A 14,126-nucleotide genomic window follows, 5' to 3' on the forward strand; every position below is an offset into this window, starting at 1 on the left:
CTGGCTCGCTGTTGAGGCTGGAGACCGCATTTTGGCTCCAGCCGACCCCGCAGCAGGACCACGGCGCCGCCCCGCCCTCACCTGCGGCTGCCAGGAAAGTTTTTGGCATCCAGCGCCACAGCCGATAGTTGCGCTGCGATTGGCAATGCTAGGCTATCCATCCGGCTAAAGGCGGCTGACCTCCACAGCCTGTGCTTGACACGTACCTTCCTTCCAGTTACTATATTGCTTGGGCGCCTTACAGAAAACGTAAGGCCAGACGGTTTCAAGCTCCCTGTTCGATTGAATAGGGGGCTTGTTTTTGTTTTTTCCCGAAAAAATTCACAAAGGAGTTTTCTCATGACCAAGTATATTTTTGTCACTGGTGGGGTCGTGTCATCACTAGGTAAGGGGATTGTTGCAGCCAGCCTTGGCCGCCTGCTGAAAAACCGCGGCTTGAAAGTCACGATTCAAAAGTTCGATCCATATATCAACGTGGATCCCGGCACCATGAACCCTTATCAGCACGGGGAAGTGTTCGTGACGGATGACGGCACGGAAACCGACCTGGACCTTGGCCACTACGAGCGCTTCATCGATATCAACCTGAACAAGTACAGCAATGTAACGACCGGGAAGATTTATTCTGAAGTGCTGAACCGCGAACGTCACGGTGAATACCTGGGCGCAACGGTGCAAGTGATTCCGCATATCACCAACATGATCAAAGAGAAGATCATGCGTGCGGCGACCAAAACCGACTCTGATGTGATTATCACCGAAATTGGTGGGACCGTGGGGGATATCGAATCCCAACCATTCCTGGAAGCCATTCGTCAGATGAAAAAAGATGTCGGCGCGGAGAACGTCTACTACATTCACGCAACCTTGGTGCCTTACCTGCGCGCCGCTGGGGAAATGAAGACCAAGCCAACGCAGCACTCGGTTAAGGAATTGCGTAACGTCGGCATTCAGCCTGACATGCTGGTGCTGCGGACGGAACAGCCGGTCACCGAAAGCATGAAGAAAAAGATTTCACTGTTCACGGATGTGCCAGTGGACTCAATTATCGAATCGCGCGATGCCAAAATTCTGTACTCGGTGCCGCTGGCAATGCAGGCGCAAGGCATGGACGAACGGGTGGTGGAACACTTTGGTTTCGACACCCCAGCGGCGGATATGAGCGACTGGACCAACCTGGTCAGCCGGGTGGAAAACCTGCAGGATACGGTGCACATCGCCTTGGTTGGGAAGTACGTGGAACTCAAGGATGCGTATATTTCCGTTACCGAAGCGCTGAAGTCTGCTGGGTACTTCTGGAATGCGAAGATTGATTTGAAGAAGTACCAAGCCGAAGACATCACAGAAGATAACGTCAAGGAGCTCCTCGGCGATGCTGACGGAATCTTGGTGCCAGGCGGCTTTGGTGATCGCGGTCTGGAAGGTATGATTACCACCATCAAGTACGCCCGCGAAAATGATGTGCCATTCTTCGGTATCTGCTTAGGGATGCAAATGGCCTCCATCGAATTTGCCCGCGATGTGGCTGGCTATAAGGATGCCTTCACCACGGAAGTCAGCAAGGATATCAAGGATCCTGTGATCGACATCATGGCCGATAAGAAGAACCTGGAAAACTTAGGCGGCACCTTGCGCCTCGGCCTCTATCCATGCGTGCTCAAGCCTGGTTCAGTGGCAGCGGCGGCTTACGATAACGCCAAAGAAATCGACAAGCGTCACCGTCACCGCTACGAATTCAACACCGACTATCGTGCGGCGCTGGAAGCCAAAGGTTTGGTCTTCTCTGGGACCAGCCCAGACAACCGGTTGATGGAAATCATCGAATATCCGAAGAACAAGTTCTTCGTTGCCCCGCAATATCACCCTGAATTCCAATCTCGGCCAACCAAGCCAGAAGGTCTGTTCAAGGCTTTCATCAAGGCGGCTGGCAATTACTAAAAGAAATTTCTTACTTGGAAAAGTGCGGTGCTTCGCGCTTATCATCAGGCAAGGTTAGGGCTAACGCCAAAGTGTCAGCGAATCGCTGGCACTTTTTTGTTAGAGTGCTAATGGCAATTTGCTGAAAACGGCGGTGTGACGGGAGATTGCGGGTTGTTTTTTGCGCGCGAGTTCATTAGAATATAACGGTGAATGTAGTTTTGAAACCTTCACGCCTACCAGTTAACGAAATTTTCATTTCGAAATAATTTTCGGCCGAATTCGACGCCTGCGCCGAATTTCGTGTGCCGCTTTCAGTGGCCCAACGCAAAGCGCCAATTTTTGCGGTGGTTGCTTCTAGTGAACGTCTTTTAGTGAGGAAAAAATTCATGAAAAACATGCTGATTCACGGAGGCAAAAAGCTCTCCGGCACCGTCGTGATTGGCGGGGCGAAGAATAGTACCGTGGCGCTTATCCCAGCCGCGATTTTGTCTCGCACGCCTGTCACGCTCGAATCTGTTCCTGAGATTCAAGATGTCTACAACCTGATGGCCATTTTGGAAGAAATGAACGTCAAATCGCAGTTTTCTGATTGCGTCCTGCATATCGATCCCACCCAGATTCAAGATGTGCCGCTGCCCAATGGTAAAATCAAAAGCTTGCGCGCCTCCTACTACTTCATGGGGGCCTTATTAGGCCGCTTCGGCCGCGCAGTGGTTGGCTTGCCAGGCGGGGATGATATCGGCCCGCGACCCATTGATCAACATATTAAAGGATTTGAGGCGCTAGGCGCTACCGTGACCAACGAGCATGGTGCCATCGCCATTCAAGCGCCCAAGGAAGGCCTGCATGGCGCTCGGATTTTCCTGGATATGGCGTCAGTGGGGGCCACCATCAACGTGATTTTGGCGGCGGTCACCGCCAAAGGCCACACCGTGATTGAAAATGCGGCTAAGGAACCTGAAATTATCGACCTGGCCACTTATTTGAATAACATGGGCGCCACTGTGCGCGGTGCGGGGACGGACACTATTCGCATCGAAGGGGTCGCGGAGCTGGCTGCTCATAACGCCCACACGATCATTCCCGATCGGATTGAAGCCGGCACCTACTTAGCGATGGCCGCCGCAGTGGGCGATGGCATCAATGTCAAAAACATCATTTCGGAACATTTGGACGCCTTTTTGGCCAAGCTGGAAGAAATGGGCGTGGTGATCGACGTCGGCGAAGATAATATTTTCGTCTATCCTTCCGGCGATTTGCGCATGGTGCAGATCAAGACCCTGCCTTATCCGGGCTTTGCCACGGACTTGCAGCAGCCAATTACGCCGCTGATGTTGAAGGCCCAAGGGGAAGGTATCATTGTCGATACCTTGTATCCCAAGCGGGTGCGCCACATTCCAGAATTGGAACGGATGGGCGCCAACATCACCGTGGAAAATGATGTGATCATGCTGCACCATGCGGATCATTTGGAAGGCTGCGAAGTCACCGCCGAAGAAATTCGCGCCGGTGCTTGTCTGATGACTGCCGGGCTGATGGCAGAAGGCGACACGACCATCACCAAAGCGGAGAATATTTTACGCGGCTACGATCGTGTGATTCAAAAATTGCGCGGGTTAGGCGCTGATGTGGAGCTGATCGACAGCGAAACACCAGCCCCAGTCCAAGCCGAAAACTGATTGCAAGTTTGGCTTTGGCATGATAGAATGCTAGAGTTGTGTACTGAATTATCTCTAGGTCAGGCAATGACTTAGGGCAAAGGAGAAGATATCATGAAGCAAGGCATCCACCCAGAATATCACCAGGTAGTGTTCATGGATTCCTCAACCGGCTATAAGTTTATTTCCGGTTCGACCAAGAACTCAAGCGAAACCATCGAATGGGAAGACGGTAACACCTACCCACTCGTCCGCGTTGAAATTTCTTCTGACTCCCACCCGTTCTACACGGGCAAGCAGAAGTTCAGCAAGGCTGACGGCCGTGTTGATCGTTTCAACAAGAAATACGGTTTCACCAACAAGTAAAACATTTCCCGGCATGTCGCGGTTTGTCTGCGACATGCCGGTTTTTGATTCACCAAAAAATCCACCCTCACCAGTCATTGAATGGCATTCATTGACTGGTGAGGGTGGTCGTTTTTGTTTTCAATGCCATGAAGCGGACGGTTTAATCCACCGACTTCAAGGCTTCAAGCATGTCGACACTTTGGATTTTGTGATTCATCATGAGCATCACCAGCAGTGAGAAGACAAGCGTGAGGCCAACGGAAATCCCGATGTTGAGCCAGGTCAAGCCTGGTGCAACCATGGCCGTGGCCGGTGGCAATAGCGCCATGATGTAAGCATGGAACGCGTAGCCAACGCCGATGCCGGTGACAATCCCGACCCCCGTTAAGATGTTGGTTTCCCGGTAAATGTACATGAGCACTTCTCGGGGGTAGAACCCAAGCACTTTCAGGGTGGACAGTTCGCGGACGCGTTCGGAGACGTTGATGTTGGTCAGGGTGTACAGCACGACCAACGACAGCAGTGACGCACTGAGCACCAACACGAGAATTAAGTTATTCAAATTACTCAAAATGTTGGTGATGGTGCGTTTGGTTTCTTGCGATTGCACGGTTTGCACCGCGGCGGCCTTGTGGTTGAAGCGAGCGGCAAAGTGGTTAACCGCTTTGCTGGTGCGGTGTTTCAGCGTCACCAGGTAGGCGTTTGGGCTGACCTTCGTGTGGTAGACCTGCTGGTAGTAGTGTTGGTTCATGTAAACATAGTGGCCGGCATACATCGTGGTAATGGCGGCGACTTTAATCTTGTGCGCGGTACCGTCGCTAGCTTTAATCGTGAAGGCATCACCGGCTTTGACGCCTTGCAGCTTGGCGAGTTTCTGCGAAATGTTGGCACCTTGATTGCTGAGCGTGAGTTTTTTGCCGGTTTGCGCATCTCGGAGCTTGATGTACCGATCCAGGGCACTGACGCTTTGAGGTACCATCAAGGAGATGTTTTCGCGGGAATCAGAGGCGCTGGTGGTGGCGTAAACATTCTCAAAATAGGCGGCGGTTTCGCGCTTGACTTGCTTGGCAGTGGTCACGGCCTTTTTCGCCGCGGTGACCTTGGCGGCTTGGGCCTCAGGGTTGTAAACCGCCACCAGATCATACTGGCTGATTTGGCCAAATTGCCGGTCAATGATGGTGTTGAGGGAATCGCGAATACCAAAGCCAGTAATCATTAAGGCGGTAGCGCCGGCCACCCCGATAATGGTCATCAGCATGCGCCCTTTGTAGCGAAAGAGATTGCGCGCGGTAACTTTGTGTGAGAAACTCATACGCAGCCACAGCGGGGTGATGCGCTCAAGCAAAATGCGCGAGCCGCTGGCCGGCGGCTTTGGGAGCATCAGCTCTGCCGTGATCGTTTTGAGTGAAGCATGGGCCGCAAGCCAAGACGCTAGCACCGTCGAGAATAACGTCAGGGCAAACCCTAAGCCAATATAGCCGGGATGCAAGGCCAGTTGTAAACTGACAAAGTTGAAGTTGGCGGTGTAGGCACGGAAAATGATCCGCGGCAGCACCAGCAGGCCTAACAGGCTACCCAGCACCGTGCCGGTGACTGCTGTGGTGACACTGTACACGAGAAATTCGCGCATGACTTCGCCTTTGGTATAACCTAAAGCGCGCAGCGTGCCCATTTCGATGCGTTTTTCTTCCACCATGCGCCGCATGGTGGTGAAGCTGACTAGAATGGCAATCAAGAAGAAGAACGCGGGGAAGGATTTGCCCAGGGCGTCGATGCGGGCGGCGTCTTCGCCATAGTTATTGTAGCCATCGTTGTAATCGTTGCGGGTCGCCACAGTCAAGGTGACCTGGCTAAGTTGCCGCTTGGTGTTTTTGGCGGTGGCAACTTTGGCCTTGGCTTGTGTGAGCTGCTTTTGCTTCGTGGTTAAAGCGGCTTGCTGCTGGGTGAGCGCAGCCTGCTTGGCGGTGAGTTGCGCAATGGCGGTGGTATTTTGCGTGGCCTTGGCCTGGGTCATTTGGCGAGTCAGCTGGGCCTGGGCGGCGGTCAAGGTGGCTGTTGCGCGTTGCAAGGCAGCCGTGTTGGTCTTAATTGCATGCTCAGCGGTGGTGATCTGGTCGGTTAAGTCACTGCGTAGGCTGGCGACCCGGGCCTTGTTGCGACGGTTCAGCGTTTTTTTCAGTTTGTTCACCAGTGTGGTGGCATGATGCTCATACGCCGTTGAGTAGGCGACGCCTTTGGTGGTGCTGAAGGCTAGCCGCGCGACATTGGGCTGGCTGGCCGTAAATGCGGCTTTCGTGGTGTAAGCAAAGCCGGTTAAGGTCCCATTGCCCAAACTCGTTGAGCCGATTTTGTCCTTCTTCAAGTATTCCGTTGAGGTGGCAAAGCCCACCACAGTGAAGGTGCGGTGCTTGAGGCCTGTCGTGGCGCCGGCTTTGCCAGCGGCCAAGGTAATCTTGTCGCCCAGCTGATAGCGGCCGCGCAAGCTGTCGCTGAGCACGATTTGCTTGGCGGTGTTAGCTTGATGGCCTTTGGTGAGGGTCAACTGGGACAAGGTCTGGGGGTTGCTTTGAATGCGCAGCACTTGCGTTGTGTCTTTGACCAAAACGTCGGTGGTATAGCCAAACTCGGCCTTTTTAATGCCACTGAGTTGGCGAATAGTGGTTTGGTCTTTGGCGTCAAGGCTGACCGTTGAAGTGACTTTGGCGTCAGCCAAGTGTTCTGCTTGGTAGGCCGTTTGCGCAGTTTGGCGCATGTTGGGGCCGGTGACATTGAGGCCAATCAAAACGAAGACCCCCAGCATCAGTAACGCCGACACCGAGAAATAGCGTGCGCGAGACATTTTGAACTCGCGCCCAATATTCTTATTTATCATTGTCATGAGGCGGCCTCCTACCATTCCAGCTCAGCCACCGGGGTCGGCTGGGCGTTGCGGGTATCGGCCTTGACCTGACCGTCGGCGATTTCAATCACATGGTCTGCCATCGGTCGGATCATGGAGTTGTGCGTGACGATGATGACGTTTTTGCCGGATTGCCGGGCGAAGTCTTGGAACAGTTGTAAAATCTTTTTACCGGTTTTGTAGTCCAACGCCCCGGTGGGTTCGTCAGCCAGCAAGAGGGCGGGATTTTTGGCCATGGCCCGGGCGATGGCCACGCGTTGCTGTTCACCACCGGAGAGCTGGGCCGGGAAATTTTCCGTGCGTTTTGCCAGCCCCACGGCCTTGAGCGCCTCGTCAGCTGGCATCGCCTGATCGGCAATTTCAGCGGCCAGTTCGACATTTTCCCTGGTGGTGAGGTTTTGCACTAGGTTGTAAAACTGGAAGACAAAGCCGATTTGTTTGCGACGATAAGTGGTGAGGCCACGTGAATCGAGGTCGCCCAGTTCGATGCCGTTTACGTTGACTGACCCGCTGGTGAGGTGATCCATGCCGCCAAGCACGTTCAGGAGCGTGGACTTGCCGGCGCCGGAAGCGCCTAAGATGATGGTGAGTTCGCCTGGCGCGATGTCGAAGCTGATGTTTTGGTTGGCGGTGACGGCGTGGTCGCCACTGCCATAGGTTTTGGTTTCGTTTTTCACGGTGATGAAATTCGTCATTGCATTTTTCCTCCAAGCCGTTAATAATGAACAACGTGTTAATCAAATTACCCTCATATTAAACAACGGCTCGTGGCCAGTTCTATGCACAGATTTTAAAAAGCTGTTCAGTAAAAGGAGAAAAGATAACATGCCTACGCATCAAGAACGGGTTGCCCAAACGGAAAAGGCGATTATGTCGGCGCTAGTCGCCGTTGGTCAAGCCAAGCCCTTGAATCAAATTACCATCAGCGATCTCACTCGGAGTAGTGGGATTAGTCGCGGGACGTTTTATTTGCACTATTTAGATAAAGATGATTTGGTGACCAAAATGGAAGCCGCACTCACCACTGAATTTCAGCGTCTGTTAGACGGGGGCATCGAAGGCACCATGAATCCGCAAGACTTTACTGCCGGTCGGCCTTATCCGGTGATTGATCAGATTGTGGCCTTGGTCGCGGCCAATCGGGCTTTGTTGGCCTTTTTATTTGGTTCGAATGGTGATCCCGGATTCGTGGCTTTGCTAACTGACAAGTTGCAAACGGCCATTCTTGGCGAGCTGTACCGCGTGAAAGGGACGCCGACGTTTCGCCGCGATCTGCCTAAGCCCTATGCCTTAAGCTTGGTGACCAATGCCATTATGGCTGTGGTGCGAACCTGGCTGATTGGTGAAGATAGCCTGCCCCCGGCTGAATTGGCGCAAGTCATCATGCGCGCCTTGTATTTATCCCCGTATGACATGTTGGGTATTACCAGCCGCGGCGCTAATTCTGAGGATGGCCGGCAAAATTGACAGTATCAGTGGCAGTGTTATTCTGAGTGCAATAATGAAAAGTGAGGCTGGGCGAATGGACAATACTTGGTGGTGGCTATTGGGATTAGTGGCCCTTTTATTTGGCGGCATGCTGCTTAGTGCCTGGCGAGCGCGCCAGCAGCTGCAAACGCGGCTGTTGATGTCGTGGGGCCAATTACCCGGCCGTACGCGGCAAGACAGTGAGGCGAGTTTACAGGAGGCCTATGCGGCACAGCGCCAGCTCCATCCGCAAGGTAGCACCATTGATGATTTGACCTGGCACGATCTCAATTTGATGCAGGTGTTTCAGCGCGTTAATCTGACCGAATCAAGTGTGGGGGCAGAGGCTTTGTACGCGCAAATGCGCGGATTTGATTTTGGCCAACCGGCAACCGATGAACAGCTGATTGCCTTTTTTGCCCAAAACCAACCGGCCCGCATGGCGGTGCGCACCGCTTTTGCGCACCTCGGCAAGGTCGATCACAACCAGTCGCAGCAATACCTGCTGAATGCCGATCACCATGTGCTACCGGGTAGCTGGCAGTTTCGGGTGCTGGGTTTATTGCCGCTGGTTGGCGTCGCCCTGATTTTTGTGCTGCCGCTGGCCGGTGTGCTGCTTATAATCGCCAGTTTGCTGTTTAACCTGGTGTACTATCAGCTGCGCCGTAACGCGTTGGAGCTTGAGCTCAATGCCATGCGCTATCTCGTGCAGACCATCGCTGCGGCGCACCAGCTCAGTGGCATTAACACCCCGCGGCAAGCTGCTTTGAAAGCGGCCTATGCGCCGCTCAAGCAGATCACGCGGCATGCGTTTGTGTTTCGCACCCACACCGGCACAGAATTAGAAGTGGTGATGGATTATCTCGGCATTTGTTTTATGCTACCGTTTATTGCCTATAATTCGGTGCTGCAGACGTTGACCGCGCAGCGGCAAGCGGCGCTGACGCTGTGGCAGGAGTTAGGCCAGTTGGAAGTGGCAATTGCCATTGCCAATTTCCGCCAGGCCAGTCCCGTGGTCTGCCAGCCGAGTTTTCAGGCAGACGCCGTTGAAGCGCAAGGGCTGGTGCATCCCCTACTGAAAAAGCCAGTGGCCAATGACCTGGACTGGCGCCAAACCGCGTTGATCACCGGCAGTAATGCTTCAGGGAAGTCCACTTACGTCAAAAGTGTGGCCATCAACTGTGTGCTGGCGCAAACGATCAACACTGCCACGGCCAGCAGTTTTGCCTTGGCCCCTGGGCATGTGGTGACGGCGATGGCGGTGCAAGATGACATCACAGCGGGCGATAGCTATTTCATCGCCGAAATCAAAGCCATTCAGCGCGTGCTGAAGCTGGCTGCGCAAGGCCAGCGAGTGTACGGCTTTATCGATGAAATTCTCAAAGGGACCAACACCATCGAGCGCATTGCCGCTTCTGCCAGTGTCGTGCAATGGCTCAGTCGCACCAAGGCCCGGGTGATGGTAGCCACGCATGACAGTGAGCTGACCGAGATTTTGAAAGCCTTGGTGATCAACTGGCATTTCCAAGAAACTGTGACGGCTAGTGGGGTGACCTTCGACTATCAGCTGCATCAAGGACCTGCGACGTCGCATAACGCAATCGCGCTGCTGTCGACCATGGCTTATCCCCAGCCGATTATTCAAACCGCGCATGATTTGGTGGCAGCGTTTGAGCAGACCCGCAGTTGGCCGCAAGTGGAGCAGGCAGAATGAAGCAGGTGGTGGTGGGCCTCGGCGCCGTCCTAGCCTTATTGATGATTGGCCTGGTGCCGCTTAGTGCCATGATTGCCGTGCAGTTAGGCGTGTTAAGTTGGCTGGGCTATGCTTGGCGGGCGGCCTTTTGGTACATGGTGGTGGCAAACGTCGCCGCTTTTGGGCTCGGCTTATTCACCGATGGGTTAAGCAAGACTTTGATGCGCCTCCAGCCCACTTGGGGGCGGCAGCAGCTGGTGATGCTAGGGCTGGATATCGGCCTGAACGCAGTGGTGTATGCGGCGGTGGCCTGGGGGTTTCAACTGCAACTAACCGCCAGCTTAATCTGGCTGCTGGCGGCGGTGGGCACCTTGGTGGCTTGGTTGATTGAGCTCGGCATGACAAAAATAACAGGTGAGGCTGAAGTTTGATTGGTTGTGCACAAACTAATTGTCAAAATCTTAAAAGATATATTAGGCTGAGCTAACCATCAAATCCGCAATTATGGTGGCATAACCCAATAATCCCAGCAGTGGATACTGGCTTGGTGCATTAAATAAATTATTTTTACGAAAACTGAACTCAAATTTCGCTAATAAGTTATATGATTAAATCATCGTAAGGCAACAGGAAATCAGCCTTATGCTTACACACTAACTTACACTCCCAAAAAAGTTCCCCCAAACTTTTCCACCAGCAATGGTGGTTTTTTTTTGCCCTCGAATGAGGCGGCACGATTTGCAGCGCAGGGGCGGGGTCTGTACACTAGAAGAAAAGGAGTGGGCATTTATGCAGCGTTTATTGAAAGGATTGTATGGCCTGAATTTGCTTGGGGCAGTGGGCTATTATCTCGTGTGCCTGCCAGCTTTGCTGAGCGGGCATCCAATCTACCCTGGCCAAAAGGGACTACTGGCCCAGGTGGCAGCTGGCGTCTTACTGGCGTTTTTGCCGCTGCTCATCGAGCACGGCTTTAAATTTCGCTTTCCGCTGGTGCTGAAGGTGATTTATGAATGCTTCATTCTCGGTTCAGTACTGCTGGGGACTGGGATGCAGTTCTACAATATTCCGTATTGGGATAAGTTCCTGCATCTCTTCTCGGCTTCACTGCTTGCCGGCTTAGGCTTAGCGCTGTACAGCGCCCGCACCCCAGTGGCAAAACGAGCAGCGATTGATCCGCTACTGATCTCAGGTTTTGCGTTTTGCTTTGGTACCACCATCGGCGTGTTCTGGGAGTTTTATGAATTCACCTTTGATGGGTTGCTGGGCATGAACATGCAGCGCTTTTTAGCTAACGGTGTGCCGTTGGTCGGGCGCGCGGCGCTGATGGACACAATGGGCGATTTGTTCGCCGATGTGTTTGGCGCTTTGGCGCTGGCGGTTTGGGCCTATGTCATGCTGAAACGCGACCACAAATGGCTGCAGCCGTTTACCTTTACTAAATTAACGACGAAATAAAGATTGACACCGCATTCATGGCGGTGTATTTTTATGCCGTGGGTTAGTTGCTCATATAACTAACCAATTAACCAAGAGAAAGGAAGGCCGTCGATGCATTTTGATGCGAATAGTGTGATGCCACTGTATCAACAAGTCGCCGATGCGTTCACGGCTGGCATTCTCAGCGGGGCGTTTCCAGAAGGTGACCAAATCCCCTCCACGACCGAAGTTTCACGGCAATATCAGTTAAACCCGGCCACGGTGCTGAAGGGGATGAACCAACTGGTCGCGGCTGGTCTAATTGAGAAGCGGCGCGGACTCGGGATGTTCGTGACAACTGGCGCCCAGACTAAGCTGAAAGCGCAGCGCCAAAGCGCATTTTATTCACAAGAAGTCGCCACGCTCCTAAAAGCCGCTAGGCAACTTGGAATCAGCAAGGCGGATCTGCTCGCCGCCATTGAAAGAGGGTATGGGCATGAGTGAAATTACGATTAAACAGGTGACCAAGCGTTACGGTGCCAAGCAGGTGCTCAAAGGCGTCGACCTGAACCTGGCCGCTGAACACATCTATGCGTTGCTGGGGCGCAATGGGGTGGGGAAAAGCACCCTGCTGCGCATGATCAACAATCGCACCTTGGCCACCAGCGGCAGCATCACGATGGATGGTCGGTCCGTGGTGGACAATGAAACCATTCAGAACCGGATTTATCTGATGAACGATTCGGTGCTGTATCCGATTGACAAAACCGTTAGCTGGCACTTTCACACCGCGCAGCTGATGTTTGGCGGCTTTGATGAGGATTTGGCGGCCCATCTGGTGCAGACTTTTCACGTGGATCAGACCCGGCAGTTGCGCCAGTTGTCCACGGGTTTCAAAACTATCGTGAAGTTGATCATCGCGCTGTGTGTGCCTTGTGATTATATTTTGCTAGACGAACCTGTTTTAGGGCTTGATGCCCCGAACCGAGAACAGTTCTATCAGGAGCTGCTCGCTACCTACGCTCAGCGGCCGCGGACTTTCGTGATTGCCACGCATTTAATTGAAGAAATTGCGACCTTGGTGGATCATGTCTTCGTGCTTGCCCATGGCGTCGTCACCATCGACGAGGCGGCAGAAACGCTGCAAGCGCGCGGCCGCGCCGTCAGCGGCCCCCACCAGGCTGTGGCGACCTACTTAGCCGAAACGCCGATTCTGTCGCAAACGACGATGGGCCAACTGACCACCGCCTACACCATGAACGTGCCTGCCGCGCCGGTTCCGCCGGCGGTGCAGGTGACGGCCCTTAATTTGCAGCAATTGTTCATTGCCTTAACGCGAGAGGATGAGAGCGATGCGGTTTAAACAGTTGCTGGTGTTGAGCTTAACTCAGCTCGGCAAAATTTTAGGTGGCGGCATGCTCTTTGCTGGTATTGGGGCGCTGGTTCTGGGCTTGGGCCTGGGTAGCGAGGTGATGCCCGGACGGTACTTGTTATGGTTCGTGGCGTTATTTGGCGGCTTGTTTGCCATCGACTGGACAGCCGGGTTTGCCTTTCAAAACGGCATTAGTCGGCGCACCATGTGGCGGGTCGCTATGGTCGTGATGCTGATATTAGCCACGATCGGCAGCTTCGGTAGCTGGCTAGTGCTGGCGCTGCTCCACTTAACCGGGCAGCCAGTCGTGGCCGGGGGCTGGTTAACGTTGAGTGTGATGTGGTTGCAGCTCGTGGTGTGCCAATTGGTCGGACTGGCGATTGGGGCCTGGAATTTGAACCGCCGCTTTGGTTGGGCGATGCTGGGACCAGCGTTTTTGCTCCTGTCCCTTTGCGGCGCACTGCCTCAAATCGTCAATCAGGCACCGAGCGCACCGATGCTGCATGCGCTGTGGTGGACTTGGCGCCAGCAGTGGCCACTGGCGTTAGGTTTACTGGTGGCAAGTGTCGCTGGGACGCTGGCGACCCGGTTGATTTACCGGCGTTTGGAAGCGCCGCTGTTGCCGGAGGTGGGTCAATGAAATTTAAAGTTTTGTTGAAACTGCAAGCACGCATGGCTTTGCTGATGTTTGGCACCATTTTTGGCTTTGTCACCATCGGGGCAGCAGTGATCGTGCTACTGCTGCATCCTGATGATCCAGCGTTCAGGAAAGTGATGTTCAGCATGCTGATGGGGTATGCCGTGGTGTTTGGGTTGCTGGGGGCCTCATTGATCACCATCAATGATGGCTTAAGCTTTGCGTTTCAATATGGGGTGGCCCGCCAGACTTTGCTGAAAAGTACGCTGGCTACCTTTACCTTAGTGGGCGGCTTAGCGCTAGTCCTGGTGCCGGTGGCAGAAACTCTCAGCCAGCCAGTGGTCGGCTTTGCTTGGACGCTGCTGCCAGGTTTGCATCCTGGGCCACTTCAGCTGGGCTTGTTGTGGCTACTGGTGATGACAGTGTGCAGCATAGAGGGGTGGCTATTTCTAGTCACCCTCAGACTGCGGCCCGCTCACCGCTTCAAAGTTGTCATGAGCGGTCTGGCCGGGGTGGTGATGGTGATCGCCCTGCTGATTGCGGCGGTGATGTTGTCGAAGCAAGTGGCGATGGTATTGTACCAAGTGGGTCAATGCTTGTGGGGCACCCCGTGGCATCTGACCCGGCTGCTGGGGCTGGTGACGGCCATTGGCGTTTGGGGCTTGTGGCGTAGCTTGCGGACCAGTGAAGTGGTGGCGCGCTAGGAGGAAAGTAGC

At 53.8% G+C, this 14,126-nt stretch carries 13 protein-coding genes; 11 read left to right on the top strand and 2 right to left on the bottom strand.

What is annotated here, in order from left to right:
* Positions 1-339 precede the first annotated feature (339 nt).
* The 3 genes from EKM90_RS02500 to EKM90_RS02510 all read left to right on the top strand — a co-directional run bounded on the left by EKM90_RS02500 (position 340) and on the right by EKM90_RS02510 (position 3,944).
* Positions 340-1,938, top strand: coding sequence for a CTP synthase (locus EKM90_RS02500; protein ID WP_125579478.1), 1,599 nt, complete (start codon positions 340-342; stop codon positions 1,936-1,938).
* 368 nt (positions 1,939-2,306) lie between these two features.
* Positions 2,307-3,599 carry a UDP-N-acetylglucosamine 1-carboxyvinyltransferase gene (locus EKM90_RS02505; RefSeq protein ID WP_125579479.1) on the top strand — a complete coding sequence of 431 codons (1,293 nt, stop codon included), beginning with the start codon at positions 2,307-2,309 and terminating at the stop codon, positions 3,597-3,599.
* Between the two features lie 93 nt (positions 3,600-3,692).
* Positions 3,693-3,944 (top strand): type B 50S ribosomal protein L31, encoded by a 252-nt coding sequence (locus tag EKM90_RS02510; RefSeq protein ID WP_125579480.1) that lies wholly within the window; start codon positions 3,693-3,695, stop codon positions 3,942-3,944.
* Between the two features lie 142 nt (positions 3,945-4,086).
* On the opposite strand, the gene EKM90_RS02515 is transcribed toward EKM90_RS02510, so the two are convergent.
* Together EKM90_RS02515 and EKM90_RS02520 are read right to left on the bottom strand one after the other, a co-directional pair.
* Positions 4,087-6,804, bottom strand: a complete 2,718-nt coding sequence (locus EKM90_RS02515; RefSeq protein WP_164507822.1) for an ABC transporter permease — start codon at positions 6,802-6,804, stop codon at positions 4,087-4,089.
* Positions 6,805-6,815: 11 nt separating this feature from the next.
* On the bottom strand, positions 6,816-7,520 hold the full coding sequence (locus EKM90_RS02520) for an ABC transporter ATP-binding protein (protein ID WP_125579482.1): 705 nt from the start codon (positions 7,518-7,520) through the stop codon (positions 6,816-6,818).
* 130 nt (positions 7,521-7,650) lie between these two features.
* Here EKM90_RS02520 and EKM90_RS02525 point away from each other — a divergent pair, with 130 nt between their 5' ends.
* The 8 genes from EKM90_RS02525 (at position 7,651) to EKM90_RS02560 (ending at position 14,114) form a co-directional block, all read left to right on the top strand.
* A complete protein-coding gene (locus tag EKM90_RS02525; protein WP_164507823.1) occupies positions 7,651-8,292 on the top strand; it encodes a TetR/AcrR family transcriptional regulator in 642 nt (213 codons plus the stop codon).
* 55 nt (positions 8,293-8,347) lie between these two features.
* A complete protein-coding gene (locus EKM90_RS02530) occupies positions 8,348-10,006 on the top strand; it encodes a MutS-related protein (RefSeq protein ID WP_125579484.1) in 1,659 nt (552 codons plus the stop codon).
* Positions 10,003-10,416: a hypothetical protein gene (locus EKM90_RS02535; RefSeq protein WP_125579485.1), complete on the top strand. Its 414-nt coding sequence runs from the start codon at positions 10,003-10,005 to the stop codon at positions 10,414-10,416. The genes EKM90_RS02530 and EKM90_RS02535 overlap by 4 nt, the downstream gene beginning before the upstream one ends.
* A gap of 358 nt (positions 10,417-10,774) precedes the next feature.
* Positions 10,775-11,440, top strand: coding sequence for a hypothetical protein (locus EKM90_RS02540; protein ID WP_125579486.1), 666 nt, complete (start codon positions 10,775-10,777; stop codon positions 11,438-11,440).
* Between the two features lie 93 nt (positions 11,441-11,533).
* Positions 11,534-11,905, top strand: coding sequence for a GntR family transcriptional regulator (locus EKM90_RS02545; protein WP_125579487.1), 372 nt, complete (start codon positions 11,534-11,536; stop codon positions 11,903-11,905).
* Positions 11,898-12,764 (top strand): ATP-binding cassette domain-containing protein, encoded by an 867-nt coding sequence (locus tag EKM90_RS02550; protein WP_164507824.1) that lies wholly within the window; start codon positions 11,898-11,900, stop codon positions 12,762-12,764. The genes EKM90_RS02545 and EKM90_RS02550 overlap by 8 nt, the downstream gene beginning before the upstream one ends.
* Positions 12,754-13,413: a hypothetical protein gene (locus EKM90_RS02555; protein WP_125579489.1), complete on the top strand. Its 660-nt coding sequence runs from the start codon at positions 12,754-12,756 to the stop codon at positions 13,411-13,413. The genes EKM90_RS02550 and EKM90_RS02555 overlap by 11 nt, the downstream gene beginning before the upstream one ends.
* Positions 13,410-14,114, top strand: coding sequence for a hypothetical protein (locus EKM90_RS02560; RefSeq protein ID WP_125579490.1), 705 nt, complete (start codon positions 13,410-13,412; stop codon positions 14,112-14,114). The genes EKM90_RS02555 and EKM90_RS02560 overlap by 4 nt, the downstream gene beginning before the upstream one ends.
* Positions 14,115-14,126: the final 12 nt, after the last annotated feature.

Source organism: Lacticaseibacillus suibinensis (genome assembly GCF_003946175.1).
GTDB lineage: Bacteria > Bacillota > Bacilli > Lactobacillales > Lactobacillaceae > Lacticaseibacillus > Lacticaseibacillus suibinensis.